This is a genomic window from Binatus sp. (SeqCode), assembly GCF_049584895.1.
GTDB lineage: Bacteria > Desulfobacterota > Binatia > Binatales > Binataceae > Binatus.
The window spans coordinates 81157-102445 of the sequence record NZ_JBAUYR010000029.1 but is presented as its reverse complement, the minus strand read 5'-3'; the positions used below and the strand labels follow the sequence as shown (position 1 = coordinate 102445).

Sequence of the window (21289 nt, the reverse complement as noted above, 5' to 3'; positions counted from 1 at the left end):
ATGAAATGCACGAATTGCGGTGCCGAGAACGCCGCCGGCAAAAGATTCTGCTCCCAATGCGGTAGCGGGCTGGCGATTCGATGCCCGAAATGCGGCACTGAGAACGCGCCGGCCTCGAGATATTGCGGAGATTGCGGCACCGCTCTCGCGGGTAATGCGCAACCCGCCGCCGCTGCATCTCAGCCTCACTCGACAACTCCCAAAATTCGAGTCAGGCCCGAGCGCGCAGATACCGCGGCGCCGGCAGACGGAGAGCGCAAAATGGTGACGGCGCTGTTCGCCGACATCAAGGGATCGACCGAGCTCGAGCAAGACCTCGATCCTGAGGAGGCGCGCGCTATTATCGATCCGGCCCTCAAGCTGATGATCGCGGCCGTGAATCGCTACGACGGCTACGTGGTGCAGTCGACCGGCGACGGAATCTTCGCGATGTTCGGCGCTCCGCTCGCGCACGAGGACCATCCCCAACGCGCGCTGTATGCGGCGATTCGGATGCAGGAAGACCTCCGCCGCTATGCGGCAACGCTCCGCGAGCGGGGCCGCGCCCCAATCGAGATCCGCATCGGCGTGAACACCGGCGAAGTGGTGGTGCGCGCGATACAGACCGCGGCTGGCCATGCCGAGTACACGCCGATAGGGCATACCAACAACCTGGCGTCGCGGATGCAGACTATCGCCGCAACCGGGACCATCGCCGCCACCGACGATACGCGCAAGCTCTGCGAGGGCTACTTCACGTTCCGCTCGATCGGGCCGACGCGCGTCAAGGGAGTGAGCGAAGCCGTGAACGTCCACGAGGTGACGGGGCTCGGCCCGCTGCGCACGCGTTTGCAGGTGTCAGCGCGGCGCGGGCTGTCGAAGTTCGTGGGCCGCGAGGCCGAGCTCGAGCAGATGAGGCGCGCAGTCGAACTCGCCAAAGGCGGGCGCGGCCAGATAGTTGCGGCCGTGGGCGAGGCCGGAGTCGGCAAATCGCGCCTGTTCTTCGAGTTCCAGGCAATCGTGCCGCCGGGCTGCCTGGTGCTGGAGACATTGTCCGTCTCGCACGGCAAGTCATCGGCATACCTGCCCCTGATTGAGCTGCTCAAGAACTACTTCGAGATCACTTCAGATGACGACGCGCGCAAGCGCCGCGAGAAGATCGCCGGAAAGATCCTGATCCTCGATCGGGCGCTGGAAGACACGCTGCCCTATTTCTTCACGCTGCTGGAGGTCGCGGAGAGCGACGATCCGGTCGCGCGCATGGATGCAGAAATGAGAAGGCGCCACACCCTCGCCGCGATCAAGCGCCTGCTCCTGCGCGAGAGCCTCAACCAGCCGCTCGTCGTGATCTTCGAAGACCTGCACTGGCTCGACGAAGGATCGCGGACGCTGTTGAACCTGCTCGCCGATTCAATTGGCACTGCGCGAGTCCTGATGCTGCTGAATTACCGGCCGGAGTTCACCCACAACTGGGGCAACAAGACCTACTATACGCAACTGCGGCTCGACCCGCTCGGTGTCGAGAGCGGCGAGGAGATGTTGCAGGCGCTGCTTGACGACGGCCACGAGCTGGCGCCGCTGAAGCGTTTGATCATCGAGAAGACCGAAGGAAACCCGTTCTTCATGGAAGAGATCATCCAGGCGCTGTTCGAGCAGGGCGCGCTTCTTCGCAACGGGACCATCAAGCTCGCCAAATCTCTGGGCACCATTCAAATTCCATCGACGGTGCAGGCGGTGCTCGCCTCACGCATCGATCGGCTGACGCCCGATCAGAAAGACTTGCTGCAGACGCTTGCGGTGATAGGCAAGGAGTTTCCGTTCAGGCTCGTAAGGGAGGTCTCGGGAAAGTCCGACGAGGAGCTGCAAGGGCTGCTCTCCCAGCTGCAGATGGCGGAGTTCATCTACGAGCAGCCGGCGGTCTCGGATGTAGCGTACGTCTTCAAGCATGCACTCTCGCAGCAGGTCGCGTCGGGATCGTCGCTGTTGGAACGGCGCAGAGTTCTGCACGAACGCGTGGCACGCGTGCTCGAAGCGCAATTTCCCGAGATCGTCGAGACGCAACCGGAGTTGATCGCACATCACTACACGGAAGCGGGGCTCGGAGCGAATGCTGTTCCGTACTGGGATCGCGCGGGAAAGCGAGCACTTCAGCGCTGGGCAAACGTTGAAGCCATCAGCCACCTTAAGAAGGGACTGGAGCTGCTCAGGTCCATCCCGGATTCGGCTGAGCGAAACCGTGCGGACGACGAGACCATGCGTTATTCGCTCCTGTACAAACTTGGCGAAGCGCGGCAGGCTGCCGGCGAATTCAGCGAAGCCTGCGACGCGTTCCTACGCGCCAGTGAAGTAGCCAGGTCGCTGGGATCAACCGACGATCTCGTAAACTCTGCTCTGGGGTACGCGCAAACGGCGCACTTTGGCGGCATGACCACGCCTAATGTGGTTCTCTTGCTCGAAGACGGACTACAAAGGCTGGGGTCGGGAGACAGTCCCCTGACCACTAAGGTTCTTGGCAGCCTCGCGCTCGCGCTCGGAGTGATGGGCCAGCAGCAGCAAGCGATGGTGTACGCCGAAAAAGCGGTCACGATGGCCCGGCAATTTGACGACCCGGGTTTGCTGGCAAAAAGCCTTCAAGGGATGTTCTATGCTCTGTCACGTCCGGAACAAGCCCAGCAACGGCTAATCGTCTCAAACCAGTTGCTGGAAGCTAGCAGGGCAGCACACTCGGCAGAACTGGGACACGAGGCACTCTGGCCGCGCATATACGCTCTGTTCGAGTCGGGAGATATGGCGGCGGCCGATCAGGATAACGACGAGTTGAGTCGATTGTCAGAAGAAAAAAACCGGCCATTCACAATCTACCTGGTCGCCGTTTTTCGGGCGGCTCGGGCCGCTATGTCAGGCCGCTTCGAAGAGAGTGAGCGCCTCGCCCAGCAGGCCCTGGCGGTCGGGCAGCGGGTGCAGACTGAAGCCGCATCAGGAATCTTTGGGCAGCAAATGTTTGCGTTGCGGCGCCAGCAGGGTCGCCTCAAGGAAGTAGAGCCCGTCGTTCGGATGTTTGTCCAGCAGAATTCTGCTGCCGCCGCGTGGCGTCCCGGCCTGGCGGTGATCTACTCAGAGCTCGGGTTAACTGATGATGCGCGAAAGGAATTCGAAGACCTCGCGCAGGACGACTTCGCCGACTTGCCTTCCGACGTGGCCTGGCTGGGTACGATGACCTATCTCGTCGACGTCTGCACTTTCCTTGCGGACCGCGCCCGCGCCGAGAGGTTGTACCAGATTCTGTTGCCCTTCGATGGGGCCAACGTGGTCGTTGGGAGCGGCATTGCTTGCTGTGGCGCCCTCTCGCGCTACCTTGGTGCGTTAGCCGGCACATTCGAGCGCTGGGATGACGCGGCGCGCCACTTTGAAGACGCGCTGGCGATGAACGCCCGCATGGAAGCGCGGACCTGGCTGGCTCACACGCAAGAGCAGTATGCCACGATGCTGCTCGCACGCCACCGCTCGGGTGACCGCGATAAGGCCGCAGCGCTACTCGAAGAGGCGCTCGCCACGACTCGCGAATTGGGGATGCGCGCACTCGAGGAGCGCATCACAGCTGCGATGGCGCGGATGAAGTCCGACTTACACTGACGAGATCACGAGCCGCGGGTCGGCGACATCGCGGTCGGCGAACTCGGGTTAAGCCGCTGGTCGCCCAGCTCGACGATCACGTCGGCCGGCAGGTTCAGCTTCTTTGCTGCTTCGCGGATAGCATCCGGATTGGGCGCCTCGTAAAGGCAGTAGGTCTTCTTCTTGTCGGCGCTCAGAAAAGAGTAGAGCCACTGGACGCCGGCATCGGCGTTTACCTGGGTAATCCCCGGAATCGCCTTGGGGTCCACGTTCAGCTGCTCGGCAAAGTTTCGCTCGATCAGGTACAGGGGCATAGATGTCTCCTTGTCTGACGCGACAATCGTGTTTATCCGCGCTTAGGTCAAGAAGGCCGACGCACCCTACTCGCTGCTCAGGAATCGATAGACGAGTTGCTGGAAGTGCTGGATGCCGCGTTCGCGCGAGAGCATCAGCTTGCCGTGTTTGATCGCGCCGGAGCGCAAGCCGCGCTGCACTGATTCGCAGAGCACGATGTCCTCGCGCGTCACGAGGTCGCTGAACTCCACGTCGTTGCGAATCTGCGTTTCGGTCGGATCGCCGTGAAAAAAGTAGTCGACGACTTGGCGAGAGTGGCCCGCATCGACCGGTACGATCGACGTCGCCTGCAGATTCGGCGGATTGCCGTAGAGCGAGAACAATATGTTGGGCCACAGCGTCGCGTAGGTGACGCCACTGCCGGGCGATCCGACGATCGGTCCGTAGTAGGTCGAGAAATATTCGTGATCGGTCTCGACCCGGTAAGTGTTGGTGTCGATCACCTCCGAGAATTTCGGATGCGCGATCGGGCAGTGATAGCATTCGTTGAAATTCTCGACGACGATTTTCCAGTTCGAGGCAATTTCGTAAACGTCGCGCCGCAGCATCCACATCTGCGCGAAGTCGATTCCCGCGCGCTCGAAGATAGCCGGCAATTCGCCAAGCACGTCGCGCAACGGACCGGCGGCAGCAGACGGGTTGACGAAAATCAGCGGTCCCCAGGTCTCGACCGCGAACGGCGCGAGCGAGAGCGTCTCCTTCGCGAACTCGTGCTGCTCATTCTCGCGCGGCGCAGTCCGCAGCGTGCCGTCGAGGTTGTAGGTCCATCCGTGATAGTGACATTGAAGCGTCTTACGATTGCCCGCGCATTCGAGGACGACCTCGCTCCCGCGATGACGGCATACGTTGGCGAACGCGCGAATCGCTTTTTCAGTATCCCGCACGACCACGACCGGGATGTCACCCAGAAGCGTTGTGAAAAAATCACCGACGCTCTTCAACTGACCCGTATGTCCGACGTACTGCCAGGTCCGATGAAAGATGCGCTCCTTCTCGGCCTGAAAGACATCCGCATCGACATACCATCGCGCAGGCAGCGTATCCCCGCGCTCAAGCGCACTCGCGACTGAAAGGTCTGCGTATTTGCTGGACGGCAAGGTCATTTCTCTGAAAACGTCGAACCTAAGTTTACTGAATTGTACGACAAACTTCCTTCACCAGATCTTCCAGCGGCCGGTCACCGTCGAGACGCAGGACGCGGCACGATAGCGTCGCGAGCCATGCCTCGTGCCGCGCGAGATTGCGGCCCTCGCGAGTTCCGTCATCGTAGTGCGAAGCCCACTCGATAAATTCTACCGCCGCCTGATGCCGCGAGCCGCCCGGAGCAACGGCGTCGGCGCCGAAGCGTCGAGCCTCGCGCGTGCGCAAGCGCTCCAACCGAATCGGAGTCGGGACGTACAAAAATACCACCAAATCAAACTGCGGAATGATTGGATCGCCCCAGCCGTCGAGCGAACCGCTCAGCACCCAGTCTGATCGATCCAGGAAAACCTCGCGCATCAGCCGCAGACGATCGCCAACGTCCCGCATTTCTCTATAAGGCGGATTGGTCGGCCGCCAGAAGTAATCGTCGGTGTCGTGATGCGAGATCGCGAGCGCATCGGCCAACGCGCGGCCGAAACTGGTGACGCCGGCGCCGGAAGCTCCAGTGATCAGGATGCGGCACGTCTTCATCTAGCCGCTTTTGTGCTTGCGCAGAATGTCGAGGCGCAGCTTCAGCTTTTCGCCGAGCCATAGCGCGTTGACCGCATGATCGGTGTAAGCGTCGGTCGTTTCCGGATGCACCAGGATATTTAATCCGTCGCGGTTCAGCATCAGCCACGGCACGATCCTGACGAATTCCTCGGGGTCGAATTTCACCTGGTACATCGATTGCGGATGCGGGCCGACCGGCGCCTCACGCCATCGTCCCATTTCCACCTTGAAGTTGCGCTCGATTTCTTCGCGGATGCGCGCGGCAGTGTCCCGCGACGCATCATCGTAATAGATGTGCGCGTGATAGCAACTTATGATCGCGGGATCGATCGCATCCGCCATCACGATCCCTCAGTCGCTCATATCCGTTCCAGAACTATCACCGGGATCTGACGCGTCGTTGCCTTCTGGTAATCGTTGAAGGTCGGCATCAGCTTGGCCTGCGCGTCGAACAGGCGCTGGCGTTCGGGATCCTTGGTGATAGTAGCCTTGGCCTGGAATTTTTCCTTGCCTAGCTCGATCGTCGTTGTCGGATGCGCCTTCAGATTGTGGAACCACGCCGGGTTAGTCGGATAGCCGCCCTTCGACGCGATAATCACGATTCGATCGCCGTCCTTCGTGTACACCAGCGGCGTGGTAAAGGGCTTGCCGCTCTTCGCGCCGGTAGTCGTCAGCAAAAGCAGAGGCGCGTTCACGAACGGCCCGCTGACAGCCTTGCCGCCGTTCTCCCGAAACTCTTTGATCAGGCTCTGGTTGAATTGCTGCATCGCTTTTTCGTTGAACTCAGGCATTGCATTCTCCTTTTCCGCTTCCCCTCTCCCTGCAAGGGAGAGGATCGAAGGTGAGGGTCCTTATATAGCGCGCGTATCCCGCGCGCGAATCAAGATTCTGCTGCTCCTAGATTTCGGGCCACTTGTTGTTCCATGGGCGCGCCTGCTCGTACGCGTACGACGCCTGCAGGACCAGGTCTTCGCGGTAACGCTCGGCGACGATTTGCAAGCCGCATGGCAGACCGGAATCCGTCAGGCCCGCGCGCACCGACGCTGCCGGATGCCCGCTCATGTTGAACGGATAGGTGAAGACAACAGCATCCAGCGCATGCTTGAGCGGCTGGCCGTTGATCTCAGTCGGCATCGGACCCTTGGCGGGAAACGCCTCGGTCGGCAGCACCGGGCATAGCTGCAAATCGAAGCGCTCGAACACGCGCTGGCACCAGTCGTTGAACTCGGTCCTGCGCCGATACGCCTCGCCCATATGCTTCCACGTGACGCGAACCGCGGCTTCGGTGCCGGTGGCGAACGCGCGCCCGAAGTCGCCGCGATATTTGTCCAGCCACTCGTGCAACATCGCGTAGCCTTGTCCCGCGCCTACTTGCATCCACGCGCGCCCGGTGTCGGGGACGGGATCGTCGATCGTCGTCACGCTGTGCCCGAGGTCCTTGAAGACCGCCGCGGCTTTTGCGATCTCGCGCGCCACGTCGGTCTGCACGAGATGGCCGAAGTCGGGATGAAAAGCGATACGTAGCCTTTTCGGCAGTCCCTCGAGGATAGCAGCGTAGGAAATCCCCGGATGCGGAATCGAATCGGGATCGGCGGGATGATAGCCGACCACCGCGTCCATGAAGATCGCGGCGTCGCGCACCGTGCGTACGATCGGGCCGTGCACCGAAGTGTCGTTCCATTGCTGCATCCCGAGCGTCGGGTCGTTGGGAATCCTGCCGTAGTTCGGCTTCAACCCGTAGCATCCGGTGTAACACGCGGGGATTCGCACCGATCCTCCGCCATCGGATCCGGTCGAAATCGGCACCACGCCGCCCGCGATCGCCGCCGACGTGCCGCCTGACGAACCGCCCGGCGTGCGCTCGAGATTCCACGGATTGCGCGTCGGGCCGAACAGCAGGTTCTTGGTGAATGCGGTGTAGCCGAACTCGGGCGCGTTGGTTTTTCCAATGACTATGGCTCCGGCGCTTTTGAGCCGTGCCACTTGGATCGAATCCTTCTTCGCCATGTTGTCCTTGAATGGCTTCGATCCGTGCGATGTCACCAGCCCGACGGTATCTTCGAGGTCCTTAACCCCGAGCGGCAGTCCCGCGAGCGTGCCGACCTTCTCGCCGCGCGCGATCTTCTCGTCAAGCGCGCGCGCCTCAGCCATCGCCTCGTCGGCTCGCAGCGCAACAAACGCGTTGAGCTTCGAGTTGGTCGCTTCGATCCGCCGGATCGTCACGTCCATCAATTCGCTGGGCTTGATCTCCCGCTGGCGAATCATCGCAGCAAGTTCATGCGCTGGCTTCCAGTACAGTTCGTTCATCGCGAACACCTCCGAAGGGCAACCACCTGCGCGGTGGGCGGCAGGGGTAACCCCTGCACCCAGTGAAAGACGCAAAGTCCGCGCAGCGCGGCCTTCGCGAAAAGGTTTATGGTGAAGACCGCGCCTCCGTGGATTTCAGCCTTATTCCTTCCGAGGAAACCTACTCGATGCACCCGAAGTTAGAAAGCGACAAAGGAGCGTCGGGGAGCTGCGGTTCGCGTTCGATTCGACCGAGCAGACGGTAATTTGCGGAACAGGAGGGCGTCCGCAGAGGAGATTTCATACCACTTATAGTGGTCCGAGGAATAGGTACCGCTATCGGTAGCTTCGTTCCGTCAGATGTTGAATTTCGAAATCGAAGAGCGCACGGCGCCACCGTCACGGTTGCAGCGAATCAGGTGCGGACATTATTTCAGGCCGGGTCGAGCGGCGGGAGTGTTCACAAAGTGTGGAAACCATGCCGAGCATGATAGCACATTGTGGACGACGCTGGCAGGACAGATGGTCGAGAGGCGGGGCATGCGTCCAATTTTGTCATCCTGACGATGCGAGCGAATGCGAGTTGAGGAATGGATCTCGGACAGCTTCGCGCGACGCGAAGCCGGTTCCGGTTTTGGATCGCACGTTGCGGGCTTCCTTGCTTCCTCCGGCGCTCCGCTCATGCGCGCGATTGTGCAATGCTCGCCGTCGCGAAAGGAGGATTGCGTTCGTGGAAAAGATGCATTTCACGCGGATGGACCAGGGCAGCGACGAGGATTTTCAAATCCTCAAGCACGTCCATGAACAGACTCTCACCGAATTGCCGGACCGACTGATGGCGATGGTCAACGACCTCTCCGCGGACCAGGCGTACAACCTCAATCGCCGCGGTCACAGTATCCAGGCGGCAACGCGCGCGCTGCGTGACGGCGCGAGCGAAGAGTTGATCGTCGTCGCGCTGTTCCACGACGTCGGCGAGGCGCTTGGCCCGATGAATCACGGCGAGATCGCGGCGTCAATTCTGCGCCCGTTCATATCGGACGACCATTACAAGCTGCTCAAGTACCACGGCCTCTTTCAGACCTACTTCTACGCGCGCCACCTCGGCCTCGATCCGAACGCGCGCGACCAATTCAAAAACGAATCGTGGTACCACATGACGGTGGATTTCTGCGCCAAGTACGACGAGATCTCCTTCGACCCTTCCTATCCCAACGAGCCAATAAGCACGTTCGCCCCAATGGTCCATCGCGTGATGAACAAGCCCTGGCTCCCACCTAATAAAGCCGTCTAGATTGCGACGGTTGGGATCGGTGAGTATCACTAATTGTTGGCGTTGGTGGGTTCGGTCCCCATGTTGATTCGACAAGCTGAATACCTCGTGAGATCAACCAGATGAGATCCCCCTTATGGTCGAAGGAGTCGGCAATAGCTGAGGCCCGAGCGTTGGCAGAGGCAACGAAGGGCTTGGGGCAGCGGTCGGCGTATTCCGAAGAACACACGCGCTGGCTGTTTCGCGGCGGGCGTTTTCTGCAAGAAGTATTCGGAGAAAACTCGAAGTACTATCGTTCGATGTCAGCATTGACTTGGGCGCATACCGGCACGTTTATCGCCTACGGCGATCCCAACATTGTCAAAGGGCGCCTTGATCGCGAGGCCTATAAGCGACAACTGGATACTGCCCGTGGTCTATTTTTGGATGCTGCTGATCACTTAAAGCGAGCTGGTATCGACGCGGTTTACGAGGGAAAAGACACAGGGCCCGAATCGAGTGCGATCGTCAGAGTGCTCAACCTTGCAGAAGCGAAGCTAAGGAATGTAATTCGCAGACGACCGGAGAGTGAAAGAGAAATCCAGGACGCTTTTGAGAGTTTGCTAGTCGGTGCCGAAATACCTTTCTCGCGAGAAACAGAGAGAATCGAATATTCGTCAAAGACTTATACGCCTGACTTCACGATGTCCAAGCTCGATCTCGCTACGGAAATCAAGTTCTCCAACCGCGAAGGTCGAGAGAAGGAAATCATCGCCGAAATCAACGACGATATACTTGCCTACGGCACTAAGTACGGCAATTTACTATTCGTCATATATGATCTCGGCTTCATCAGAGATATGGATCGGTTTGTTAGATCATTTGAGGAACGGCAAACCGTTCTCGTACGAGTAGTCAAACACTGAATGTCGTTCCCGTTTCGAACGTACATCCGGACTCCCTGCGTCCAAGCGCGATTGTTGAAACTGTAGCCAATCAGGTCTCGCTCAATGAAAATTGCTCGGGCGGACCTTCCGCGGTTTGACTCCCTAACACACGTTAGATAGATATTCTGACCAGTGCGGAGTGTTTCTAAAAATTCGGGCGGGCGCGCGAGCGCCAAAGTCGTTGACCTGCGGCGGCCTGCGGATACCCGCGAACGAGTCTTGCAGGTGGCGCAGGTGCTGTTTGCGGAGCGCGGTTATCGCGGGACCAGCCTGCGCGATATCGCGAAGCGAATCGGAATCAAGGCGCCTTCGCTGTTGCATCATTTTCCGTCGAAGCAACAGCTCTACCTCGCCGTGCTCGACAAGATGTTCGAGAGTCTCGAGGATGCCGCCAACGCGATCGCCTGGGGGCGCGAGAGCCGGCAGGAACGGATGCGCCAGGCGGTCGGCAACGCGATCGATTTCATCGCGAGCCATCCCGATTTCGTGCGAATCATGTGGAAAGAGATGGCGGACGAAAGCGGCGTCGGCCGGCAAGTGCTCAAGCGGCGTCTGCCGCCGCTGTTTTCCACCGCGGTGAATTTTATTTTTCGCGGACAGCGCGACGGTGAATTCCGCGCCGAAGTCGACCCGCTGCATTTCATGTGGAGCCTGAACTCGATCACGATCGGCTACTTCACGACGGCTGCGATGATCCGCCGCCTGTGGAGCATGAATCTGCTCGAGCCCGCGATGATCGATCGGCGCAAGCATGAAGTGATCGACATGGTCGAGAGAACCCTTTTCACCACCAACCCGCCAACGCCCGAACCGCCGCGGCAATAGACACTGAAAAAATAGGTACTGAAAAAATGAAGTTGGGAACTTTTTATGAGCATCAGCTGCCGCGTCCGTGGAAAGAGGGCTCGGAGCTGAAGCTGTTTCGCGACGCGCTCGACCAGGTCGAACTCGCCGACAAGCTCGGCATCGACCATATGTGGGAAGTCGAGCATCACTTTCTTGAAGAATACGCACATTCGTCGGCGCCTGAGATTTTTCTGGCTGCCGCCAGCCAGCGGACGAAGCAGATTCGCCTCGGTCACGGAATCACGCTGCTGCCACCGGGATACAATCATCCGGCGCGCGTCGCGGAGCGGATCGCGACGCTCGATTTAGTGAGCGGCGGCCGCGTCGAGTTCGGCACCGGCGAGTCGTCGGCCGAGCTCGAGCTGGGCGGGTTCAACATTCCGCGCGCGGACAAGCGCGAGATGTGGCAGGAGTCGCTCGGCGCGATCGCGCGGATGTTCGTCGAGGATCCGTTTCTCGGTCACGAGGGCAAGTACTTCAAGATGCCGCTGCGCAACGTGGTGCCGAAGCCGGTGCAGAAACCGCATCCGCCGCTGTGGGTCGCATGCTCGCGTCGAGAGACGATTCACCTGGCGGCCAAGCTTGGAATCGGCGCGCTGACGTTTGCGTTCGTGTCGCCGGAAGAAGCGCGGACCTGGGTCACCGACTACTACACGACACTCGAGAACGAATGCGAGCCGATTGGCTACGCGATCAACGCGAACATCGCGATCGTCACCGGCTTCATGTGCGACGAGAAGGCCGAGATGGCGCACAAGATGGGTGAAGAGGGGCTCAAGTTTTTCTCGTACGCGCTCGGGCATCACTATGCGTTCGGCAAGCACGAGCCGGGCAAGACCAATATCTGGAACAATTTCAAAGCCAGCCCGTTTACTTTGCCGGGCATGGACGGCACCAACTCGTGCGTCGGCTCGCCGGATCAGATTCGCATACGGCTGCGCGAGTTCGAGGAAGCCGGCGTCGACCAGGTCGTGTTTATCTCGCAGGCGGGCAACAACAAGCACGAGGACATCTGCTCGTCGCTCAACCTGTTCGCCGAGAAGGTGATGCCGGAGTTCAAGGAGCGCGAGCAAAAGCGCTCGCATCATAAGGCCGAGCGCATGGCGCCGATCCTCGAGAAGGCGATGAAGCGTAAACCTGCGCCGAAAATCCCGAAGAGCGACGGACCGACCGTCGTGCAGGCCGGGATGCTCGTCTAGCGACGACAGTGGAGCGCGCGCAGCGCGCGAACTAGGAGACCGGAACCGGCTTCGCGTGCGGCGCGAAGCTGTCCGGAAGCCCGAAACCCCTTCCTCCCGTCGCTAACGCTGCAGTCGTCAGGGTGACAATCAAGAGCCGTCCCGATTAGGGCCGCCTTTATTTTCGCGCCGTCAATCTTTGACCGGGGAGGTTGGCGCGGGTCCGATGCGGGTGTAATTCACCGGGAATCCGTGGCAATCACCCGGATTGACGAGTTCTTCGCGGAAATGGCTCGCGTCGCTGACGACTATCCGCACCGGCACCTGTCGCGCCAGCGGCAATCCATTGTCAGCGCATATCTGTTTGGCGCGTACGATCCCGGGCACGTTTTGATCTACCGTTCCGCGCCACACGACTTGTCCCGCCGGAAGAGTCTTGTTGCCATCAATCATGGTCGCGACGTAATTGCGCCCGCGCAGCATCGGATCCAGTCCGATAGCCACTCGCAGCGGCCCGCCCGGATACGTTGCCATCCAGTTTCCATTGAGTAACCGCGCGACGTTCATCGGCGGCGGTGGCGCTTGCGGGGGAACCGGCGGAAGCGCTGGCATCGACGGTCCCGACGATTGTTGGAACGACTGCGAATTGCAGGAGGAAGTCACGCATGCAATCAGAATCGCCAGCGATACAACAGCGGCGTGCGCAGTTAAAATGTGGCGATCGATTCTCGGACGGGCCATAGACTCCTCCAGCGAACGGATGGTCGATGAGTATAGACTGCGCTGTGGCGCGGCACACTATACCGGCGGCGTACGAGGGGGAGTAGCAGGTGCGTTATGCTGACTACATGAGTTGGTATGCGCGGGCGACGTTTTCGCCGAGGATCCCGCGGCGTCCCGACTCCTTCATCGGCGCGATCATGCCCTTCAGCTCCTCGAGATAGTTTCCGGGATGATCGGGATGCGGATAGTCAGTCGCCCAGAAGAACTTGTCCTCGCCGACAATCTGCATCATCGCCGCAATAGTGCGTTCGTCGGGATCGGCTGAGATGTAGCACTGGCGCTTGAAGTAGTACGACGGCTTCTCCTTGAGGCGGACCGTCGCGCCGAGCGTGGTGCCGTTGAAGATTGCGTCGCCGCGATCGAGGAAGTAACCGATCCATCCGGCCTGCGACTCGAGCACCACAACGCGCAGTTTCGGAAAGCGGTCGAAGACGCCCAACTGGAAGAACGTGCCAAAGGCATGCTGTACACCCTGGCCCGCGAACAGATCGAAATACCACGCGGCCCACGAGAAATTGTCGTACCTGTGGTGGATGCCGAAGCTGGCCGGCTCGAAGGTCGGATGAATCGCGAGCGGTACGCCGAGATCCTGCGCCGCGGCGAAGACCGCATCGTGACTCGGATCGCCGTGCGGAACGCGGGTGATGGTGAAGGGGCAGACAAATGCGCCCTTGCAACCATCCTTCACCGCGCGCTCGAGTTCGCGCGCCGCTTCGGCGGGATCGCCTAGTGAAAGATGCGCGATCGGGATCAAGCGTCCACCGGAGTCGCGGCAAAAATCGGCGATCCATCGGTTGTAGGCCTTACAGTATGCGGCCGAAAGTTCCGCGTCGAAGAGCTCAGCCTCCCACAGCAGTCCGATCGTGGGATAGAGAATCGATTTCGCCATCGCTTCCCGGTTGAGCAGCTCGAGCCGCTCTTTCATATCCATGGTTCCGAAGGCTGCTCCCTTGAGGTAAGTGTTTTCGGGTTTCGGCGCGAGCATCCGCACCTGCTCGGGCTTGGCGTCGCCGCGCATCGCGCTCTCGCGCAACTTCCGCGCGTCCTCGACCTTCTTGCCCATGCCGCCGAGTGAGCCGAGTAGCCCGGGCTGAGTCATCTTGGCACGCTTGCGATCTATTTCGAGATACTCGAAGCCGTCATCGCCGACCCGAATGCGCATCGCGCGGTCGCGATACTTGGGATCGATATATTTTTCCCAGAGGTCGGGTGGTTCCAGGATATGTCCGTCGCAATCGATAATCAGTTCTTCGGATTTCATAGTACTAACTCCACAATAGTCACTGACTAATCAAAAGATGGCGAGCGGATTTACCGGCGATGCGGTGCCACGCTCGAGTATTAGCGGCGCCATCGAGAACATGAATTCGTTGCGGTCCAGGCTGGCGGATACTGACGACACCGCGTCGAGGTCGGCGTTGTCAATCAGATGGATACCCATCGCGACCAGCGTGCCGACGTGAATCGGCAACGCGACGCCATCGTAACCGCTGGGCACGACGTCGCTGACAGCGTCGCAGCCGAGAACTGCGATGCGCCGCTCGTGGAGCCATGGCAGGCAAGAGGCGTCGAGGCCGGGAAGTCCGACGCGCATCGGATCCCATCCGCCTTTGATTTTGCGCATCGCGGCCCGGCCGGTGCGAATCATCAGCACATCGCCCTCTTCGACGTGAACCTTCTGCGCTTTCTCGGCGGCGTCGAGGTCTTGCGGAAGAATTTTGTCGCCCGGCTCCATCCATTCGATTTTTTTCAGCCGCGGGATATCGAGAAGGACGCCGCGGCTGACGATGCCGGCGCGGGTGACGTCGATCGCGCATTTTTTTGCGCCATGCGATCCGACTTCGCTGGCGTCGAAGCCGTTGTACATTTTGTTCTGCCAGAACACGTGACAGAGCGCGTCGATATGAGTATTCGCCATGCCATGCGGCGCGATCGCGAAATAGTCACCGGAGTAGGGCAGCGCCTGATCCTTCGAATCGTGGCCCGCCTGCACCATCAGATGAGTCACGGGCGTCGGATTGTCGGGCGCGGGGATTGTCGCGAGCGGCAGCGCCATCGAAACGCTCTCGCCCGTCTGCACCAGCCGCGCAGCAGCCGCGCGTTTTTGATTGGTGATGAAGTTCAGCGCGCCGCGCTGGTCTTCCTTGCCCCAGCGCCCCCAGTTGCTGAGCTTCTCGAACAGTCCTTTCACGTCTGAAGGCGTAAGTTTGTCCGCCATGATAATCTCTCCCGAAGAGCAGGGTGACTGGAAATTCGTATAGCACGCTGGGCGGCAACCCTGTCAATTTGAACGATCGGTATGTGTTCGGAGGAGTGAGCCTTGGGCAACGATTACACCGAAGCGGCGCGCGTCTTTCACGAGGTCACCAAGCATTCGTACACCAGCGTGCGTTCGTCGCCGCATTTTCTGGATTGGGACAACAAGCCGCTGCCGTACAAGATCTATCCGGGAGCCGCGTCGATCCCTTTGCCGCGCGATCTGAATCTTTCTTCGACGCCGACGCTGGCGGCGTTGTCATCGTACATGCCTGCCGACTTCTCCGCGCCGATCGATACGGCCGCGCTCACCCGAATCCTGTTCTGTGCTGACGGCCTGACGCGGCAGAAGAAGGTTGGCGATGACGACTATCATATCCGCGCCGCGGCGTCGGCGGGCGCGCTTTATCCGATCGAGATTTACGTCGCGGCGTCAGAAGTCGAGGACCTCGAGACTGGGCTCTATCATTTTTCGCCGGCTGATCTGCGGATGTCCGGGCTGCGTCGCGGCGATTGGCGCGGTTTCATCGCCGATGCGGCCGCGAAGCGTGCGTCGATTCGCAACGCGCGCGCAGTGATCGCTTTGTCGGCGATCTATTGGCGCAGCGAATGGAAATATCGCGCGCGCGCGTATCGGTATTGCTATTGGGACGCCGGGACCATCCTGGCGAACCTGCTGGCGGCGGCAGCGGCGGAAGAAATCTCCGCAGAAGTGATCACCGCGTTCGAGGATCCGGCGCTCGAAGCGCTGCTTGGAATCGACGTCCAGCGCGAGGGAATGATCGCGCTGGTCGCGCTCGGACGCAGCGATGAAGCGGCGGCGCCATCGCCAGCGGTCGAGCCGCTGACGCTCGAGACGATTCCGCTTTCGTCGAACGAGGTCGCGTACCCCGATCTCATCAAGATGCATAACGAGTCGCGTCTTGTCACCGCTGATGAAGTGGCGGCGGTGTCCGCTGCGCAGCTGCCTCCCTCCAGATCGACGCCGAGCGCGGACGCGCGCCAGCTCGAAACCATCACGTCGGAAGAATCCGCGGGACTGGGCGAAACGATCTTGCGCCGCGGCTCCTCACGAGCGTTCGCGCAGGAGGCGATCACCGCCGAAGAACTCGCGACCATCATGGCCGCTTCCAGCGACCATCCGCAGGCCGACTTTCCTGCGCTGACCGACACTTATCTAATCGTCAACGCGGCTGAAGGAATGGAGCCCGGCGCGTACTATTACGACCGACAGGCGCGCGCGTTCGAATTGTTGAAGGCCGGCAACTTCCGCGGCGAGGCTGGATACCTGTGCCTTGAACAGCCGCTGGGCATGGATTGCTCGGCGCTGGTCGTTTACATGGCCGACCTCGAGCGCGCGCTGTCCGCATTTGGAAATCGCGGATATGGTGACGCGCATCTCGAAGCGGGAATTCTTGGCGGACGTGCGTATCTCGCGGCGTATTCGTTAGGACGCGGCGCGACAGGACTCACTTTCTACGACGACGACACGACGAAATTTTTCGAACCTCGCGCGGCGGGTAAGAGTCCTTTGTTGATGGTGGCGATCGGGATTCCGCGCTCGCGGAAGCGGTCATAGGGCATCCGTCGTTCGTTTGAAAAGAAAATTCAGCCGGAGCCGTAGAACCTAACCCCTGACCCCTTCCCGAGCGGGAAGGGGAACCGGAATGTAGGGCTCTTTTCCGCTCTGCCTATGTTCATCAGATTCAATCTGGTTATTCTTTCGCTGAGGTTGATAGTTCTATGAACTTGCCTGAGTTCAAGAATTTGGACTTGAGCATCGCTCGAGCCCGAATTGCTCTTTCGCTCATCGCGATGCTGTCGCTGTATGTCGATCCGAGCACTGCGGGTGGACTGTTCCATCTGAATGCGTACGCGTTGACGACGCTGCTGTGCCATCTGGCGTACAGCGTGGGAATGTATTTCGCGCTCAGTCGCCGGTACGCGGATTGGAATCTCCAGGTGCTCTCAACCTGCTTCGACTTGTTCTTCGCGACCGCGGTGGCATTCATAACCGAAGGGCAGACCAGCGCTTCGTACGTGTTTTTTGTGTTCGCGATTATCGCCGCCGGAAACCGCGCGAAGTCGCGACCGATAGCTACAGTGACGATTTGCAGCGTCGCGCTCTACTTACTGGTGATAATTTTCACCCAGGGAATAACCAGCGTTTATGATATGCGAGCGGTCTACCTTGCGATTGCCGGATATTTAATCGGCTTCTTCTCGCAGCAGCGCGCTTTGTTTGAGGCAGAAGTACGCGAGCTCGAAACCCGCTCCGAGCGACAATCGATCGCACGCTCCTTGCACGACGGATATGTGCAGGCATTGGCCGGAGTGAACTTGCGCCTCGAGACCTGCCGCGCGCTCCTGAACCGGAATCGCCCGCAAGATGCACTCACGGAAATCACGGAGCTGCAAGCCGGCGTCGCGCGCGAATACGACGCGGTGCGAATCTATCTGCGATCGCTCGCGGGCATCGAGCAGAGACCTAACGCGGAATTCGCCGCGCGAGCTTCTGATCCAAGCTTCGAAATTCGAGCCGCATTCAATGGTGGCAGTCTCCTCGGCGAGCATATATTGCAGATCATGCTTGAAGGCCTCCGTAATTCACGAAGCCATGGATTGGCTAATCAGGTAAGGATTGAAGTGCGCGAGGTCGAGGACAAGGTTTCGATCACTATCGAGGACGATGGCGTAGGCTTGTCGGACTCGTCGTCGCGGCCATGGGCTATCGCCTCGAGAGTCGCGGAACTGGAAGGGCACATGAGCATGCACAGCGAAGGCAGCACGCGATTGCAAATCGAGCTTCCTAACAGTTAGGCATTCCGATGCGTCTTATCATTGCCGACGATCACGCTCTATTCCGGCAAGGTCTCAACTCGCTGCTGCTGCTTCAACCGGACACCCAGGTCGTAGCTGAAATAGAATCGTCTGACGACGTAGCCTCGGTGGTTTCCGGCACCGACAGCGACATTCTTCTGCTCGATCTACAGATGGACCGCTGGATGATGGAAGACATCCCGCAACTCAGCCGCCTGACAAATGTGATCGTGCTGACTGCGAGCGAGAGCGCCGAAAACGGAGTTAGAGCCTTGCGGCTGGGCGCCAAGGGCGTGGTGCAGAAGCGATTCGCCATCGAGACCTTGATGATGGCGGTAAAGTCGGTCGCGGATGGAATGGTATGGATGCCGCCGACGGTACAGACGGAATTTGCGCGACAGGAAAGTTCGAGCGGTAAGGAATTGACGCCGCGCGAGTGCGAGATTGTCCGCTACGTTGCCTCGGGCATGAGGAATATCGAAGTCGGCGAGCGGCTCTCGATAACCGAGAGCACGGTTAAAACTCATCTCAATAATATTTTTCAGAAACTCGGCCTGCGCGATCGTCTTGAACTCACGCACTATGCGATCAAGACCGGAATGGTCGCGGTGATCGATCACAATCGCTGACCAGCGTCGCCGTTCAGTGGTGATGCGCATATGACAGGCATCGCCTGCGGATGAGGCATCGCCATTCTCTTGCGAATTTCTCGCACTCGCGAAGATAACTGCTAGTTGAGTGAAAATTTGAAACCTATGGTGGATCGCGCTCTCCATCGATAGGTCTACAAATTGATTCATCGTCGGATGGACTCCGATTTTTTCTGACCGAGGCATACGTCTTGCTCACTGACCATGCGGCGCGATCAAGCGTCCGTCGCGCTGCGCGGCGGCGCGGGCCAACGTCAAAAAAACTTTCGGAGGGAAACGATCGATGTACTCAGGAGGAACAGGGATTTGGGAGAGAATCCGCGAAAGCTGGCGAGACCCGATGGTACGCCGCAACGCGGGTTACCTGATGGCCGGCAAGATGATCGGGCTCGGACTCGTACTCTTGCTGATTTCGAAATGGTACCTGCCCGCGGCGGCGTACGCGGACACTGCGCCAGCGTTGCCGCCGCCGAACGTCAACGCGATCAACACCGTATGGACGCTGGTCGCAGCATACCTGGTTTTCTGTATGCAGGTCGGCTTCGTCATGCTCGAGTCGGGATTCGCCCGATCGCGCGAGACGGTAAACATCCTGGTTGAAGGAATCGCCGACACCTGCATCTGCGGTATCACCTTCTGGCTATGGGGCTTCGCGTTCATGTTCTGTCCGGGAACGCCGTGGATCGGCACCACCGGCTTCATGCTGCACGGACTCACCGCGACTTACGGCACCACCGGCGTTCCGCTGCTCGCGTATTGGGTCTTCCAGTATGCGTTCGCGGACACCTGCTCGACGGTAACTTCGGGCGCAATGATCGGCCGCTGCGACTTTATCGGCGACCTGCTCTACAGCGTCGGCGTGACCGGCTTTATCTACCCAATCATCGGTCACTGGGCATGGGGCCCGGACGGATGGCTCGCGAATCTCAACCCGGTCAACTTCCACGACTTCGCTGGATCGACGGTCGTGCACACGATCGGCGGAACGATCTCGCTCGCAGGCGCGATCGCACTCGGACCTCGTCTCGGCCGCGTATTCAAGCGCGACGGCGGCGCACCGATGAAGCCGCATGATTTGATCATCGGCGCGACCGGCGGACTGATCCTGTGGTTCGGATGGTACGGATTCAACCCGGGCAGCACGCTGTCCGCGATGGATGCGCAAGGCATCGGCCGGGTCTCGTTCAATACGACCATCGCCGCATGCTCTGCCGGACTGACCTCGCTCTTCTACTCGTATTACAAAGCAGGCAAATGGGATCTCGCGCTGACGGTTAACGGATTCCTGGCCGGATTGGTCGCTATCACTTGTCCCTGCTACTGGGTCGATCCCGAAGGCGCGTTCCTGCTCGGAATCGGCGCCGGCATCGTGGTGGTCTGGGGGATCGACCTGCTCGAATACCTGCGCATCGACGATCCGATCGGCGCAGTGCCGGTGCATATGATCGCGGGAATCTGGGGCACGCTCTCGCTGGGACTCTTCGCCGCCGGCAAGTACGGAGCGCCGACTGCGACCGGAGCCGACACCAGCAGCGTAGTCACCGGCCTCTTCTATGGCGGCGGCTTTGGCGTTCTGAAAGCGCAAATGATTGGCAGCTTCTCGATCACGATCGCGACCTTCGTGACCTCGATGGCGCTGATGTACGCGATCAAGTACGGCTTCCGACTGCGCATCCCGACCGAAGGAGAAATCGAAGGACTCGATCTGCACGAGCACGGTTTCCCGGCCTACCCGGAATACGTGGTCACCGGCGACGACGGATGCCCGAAGACGATCGACGACGTACCGGTCGGCAGGCGCACCCTGGCCCGACCTTCAAAACAAAAGAAGGTGGCATAGGAACCTGCGCGATGTGGGACCCGCAGCACGGAGACTTTACGGGAGTCATCCTTGCGCACGGAACAGACGGGCCGGCCTCAGTCGGAATCAGCCACCGACTCGGGGGCCGGCCCGAGTTTACGAAGATGGGACCGGACAGTGATAAGGGCAGCGAAAAGATTCGCAACGTACCTGGCGCAGCAGCGGCTTCGGCGCAGAGTGATCGGCGCGCTCGAGGTGAATCGGCGGGCCGGTGTTCGCAACGACGGACTCTCGCTCAAGAGCATGCGCAATCGGCTCGAAGTGGAATGGCAGGCGCGGGAGATTCACCCCTGGGATCAAGGCCTGCCGCCGGAGCGCACCGCGCAGAAGTTCGTGCAGCAATGCCTCGAGGACGTAGACGCGGCGATCTCGCGCCTGTTCGCCGCGCTGCCGGACACCGATGAAATCGTACTGCGCGTGCTCGACCCGACTACCGGCGATCCGATCGTCGCGGGCACGGTTACGCGAGCGGAGGTCACAGCGGCATCCGCCGGGTCCGTCGGGATGAAACTTAAATCGATTGGCCTAGTTTTCCGGCTAGCGAATTGGCAGTTCGAGTCGCTCGGCAATTGAAGGCGTCCAAGGACGACATTTGAGCGAGCATTGATGACCGCTAAATAGGCGAGTGCCGCTCTGCTGAGCATGGCATTGCATTTTTCATCGGTAAACATTGATTTTTGAAATGGCACTTTTCGTGCTTTGAGCCTCCATGCTCTCGCCCGTAACGGGAGCCACGCGCGCACGGCGGACAACCACCTCCGCCGCTAATC

The 21289-nt window shown here is 59.9% G+C and carries 19 protein-coding genes; 10 read left to right on the top strand and 9 right to left on the bottom strand.

Features of this window, described 5'->3' with window-relative positions; genetic code table 11:
* Complete coding sequence (locus WB650_RS04640) at positions 1–3612, top strand: adenylate/guanylate cyclase domain-containing protein (protein WP_422307529.1); 3612 nt, start codon at positions 1–3, stop codon at positions 3610–3612.
* Positions 3613–3617: 5 nt separating this feature from the next.
* Here the strand turns inward: WB650_RS04640 and WB650_RS04635 are convergent, their stop codons facing one another.
* From WB650_RS04635 to WB650_RS04610, 6 genes are all read right to left on the bottom strand, one after another.
* Entirely contained in the window at positions 3618–3905 is a 288-nt protein-coding gene (locus WB650_RS04635) for a DUF4242 domain-containing protein (RefSeq protein ID WP_422307531.1), read from the bottom strand.
* Between the two features lie 66 nt (positions 3906–3971).
* Positions 3972–5042, bottom strand: coding sequence for an aromatic ring-hydroxylating oxygenase subunit alpha (locus WB650_RS04630; RefSeq protein ID WP_422307533.1), 1071 nt, complete (start codon positions 5040–5042; stop codon positions 3972–3974).
* A gap of 31 nt (positions 5043–5073) precedes the next feature.
* On the bottom strand, positions 5074–5619 hold the full coding sequence (locus WB650_RS04625) for a hypothetical protein (protein WP_422307535.1): 546 nt from the start codon (positions 5617–5619) through the stop codon (positions 5074–5076).
* The gene (locus tag WB650_RS04620) at positions 5620–5982 is read right to left on the bottom strand and encodes a DOPA 4,5-dioxygenase family protein (RefSeq protein ID WP_422307537.1); all 363 of its coding nucleotides are present in this window, start codon (positions 5980–5982) and stop codon (positions 5620–5622) included. It abuts the gene before it with no gap.
* A gap of 17 nt (positions 5983–5999) precedes the next feature.
* The gene (locus tag WB650_RS04615) at positions 6000–6431 is read right to left on the bottom strand and encodes a nitroreductase family deazaflavin-dependent oxidoreductase (RefSeq protein ID WP_422307539.1); all 432 of its coding nucleotides are present in this window, start codon (positions 6429–6431) and stop codon (positions 6000–6002) included.
* Between the two features lie 106 nt (positions 6432–6537).
* Positions 6538–7947 carry an amidase gene (locus WB650_RS04610; RefSeq protein WP_423959607.1) on the bottom strand — a complete coding sequence of 470 codons (1410 nt, stop codon included), beginning with the start codon at positions 7945–7947 and terminating at the stop codon, positions 6538–6540.
* A 718-nt stretch (positions 7948–8665) separates the two neighbouring features.
* Between WB650_RS04610 and WB650_RS04605 the strand changes: the two genes are divergently transcribed.
* The 4 genes from WB650_RS04605 (at position 8666) to WB650_RS04590 (ending at position 12170) form a co-directional block, all read left to right on the top strand.
* The gene (locus tag WB650_RS04605) at positions 8666–9220 is read left to right on the top strand and encodes a phosphohydrolase (RefSeq protein WP_422302763.1); all 555 of its coding nucleotides are present in this window, start codon (positions 8666–8668) and stop codon (positions 9218–9220) included.
* Positions 9221–9372: 152 nt separating this feature from the next.
* A complete protein-coding gene (locus tag WB650_RS04600) occupies positions 9373–10104 on the top strand; it encodes a hypothetical protein (RefSeq protein ID WP_423959606.1) in 732 nt (243 codons plus the stop codon).
* A 153-nt stretch (positions 10105–10257) separates the two neighbouring features.
* Complete coding sequence (locus WB650_RS04595; protein ID WP_422306212.1) at positions 10258–10950, top strand: TetR/AcrR family transcriptional regulator; 693 nt, start codon at positions 10258–10260, stop codon at positions 10948–10950.
* 26 nt (positions 10951–10976) lie between these two features.
* The gene (locus WB650_RS04590) at positions 10977–12170 is read left to right on the top strand and encodes an LLM class flavin-dependent oxidoreductase (protein WP_422306210.1); all 1194 of its coding nucleotides are present in this window, start codon (positions 10977–10979) and stop codon (positions 12168–12170) included.
* 171 nt (positions 12171–12341) lie between these two features.
* Here WB650_RS04590 and WB650_RS04585 read toward each other — a convergent pair whose 3' ends face one another.
* The 3 genes from WB650_RS04585 to WB650_RS04575 form a co-directional block, all read right to left on the bottom strand.
* The gene (locus tag WB650_RS04585; RefSeq protein ID WP_422306208.1) at positions 12342–12890 is read right to left on the bottom strand and encodes a hypothetical protein; all 549 of its coding nucleotides are present in this window, start codon (positions 12888–12890) and stop codon (positions 12342–12344) included.
* Between the two features lie 103 nt (positions 12891–12993).
* The gene (locus WB650_RS04580) at positions 12994–14193 is read right to left on the bottom strand and encodes an amidohydrolase family protein (protein WP_422306206.1); all 1200 of its coding nucleotides are present in this window, start codon (positions 14191–14193) and stop codon (positions 12994–12996) included.
* Positions 14194–14223: 30 nt separating this feature from the next.
* Positions 14224–15150 carry a cyclase family protein gene (locus WB650_RS04575; protein ID WP_422306205.1) on the bottom strand — a complete coding sequence of 309 codons (927 nt, stop codon included), beginning with the start codon at positions 15148–15150 and terminating at the stop codon, positions 14224–14226.
* Positions 15151–15252: 102 nt separating this feature from the next.
* Between WB650_RS04575 and WB650_RS04570 the strand changes: the two genes are divergently transcribed.
* The 5 genes from WB650_RS04570 to WB650_RS04550 all read left to right on the top strand — a co-directional run bounded on the left by WB650_RS04570 (position 15253) and on the right by WB650_RS04550 (position 21092).
* The gene (locus WB650_RS04570; protein ID WP_423959604.1) at positions 15253–16767 is read left to right on the top strand and encodes a SagB/ThcOx family dehydrogenase; all 1515 of its coding nucleotides are present in this window, start codon (positions 15253–15255) and stop codon (positions 16765–16767) included.
* A gap of 164 nt (positions 16768–16931) precedes the next feature.
* Positions 16932–18008, top strand: a complete 1077-nt coding sequence (locus WB650_RS04565) for a sensor histidine kinase (protein ID WP_423959602.1) — start codon at positions 16932–16934, stop codon at positions 18006–18008.
* Between the two features lie 8 nt (positions 18009–18016).
* A complete protein-coding gene (locus WB650_RS04560) occupies positions 18017–18637 on the top strand; it encodes a LuxR C-terminal-related transcriptional regulator (protein ID WP_422306200.1) in 621 nt (206 codons plus the stop codon).
* Between the two features lie 361 nt (positions 18638–18998).
* Entirely contained in the window at positions 18999–20498 is a 1500-nt protein-coding gene (locus tag WB650_RS04555; protein ID WP_423959599.1) for an ammonium transporter, read from the top strand.
* 138 nt (positions 20499–20636) lie between these two features.
* Entirely contained in the window at positions 20637–21092 is a 456-nt protein-coding gene (locus tag WB650_RS04550; RefSeq protein ID WP_422306196.1) for a hypothetical protein, read from the top strand.
* Positions 21093–21289 lie beyond the last annotated feature (197 nt).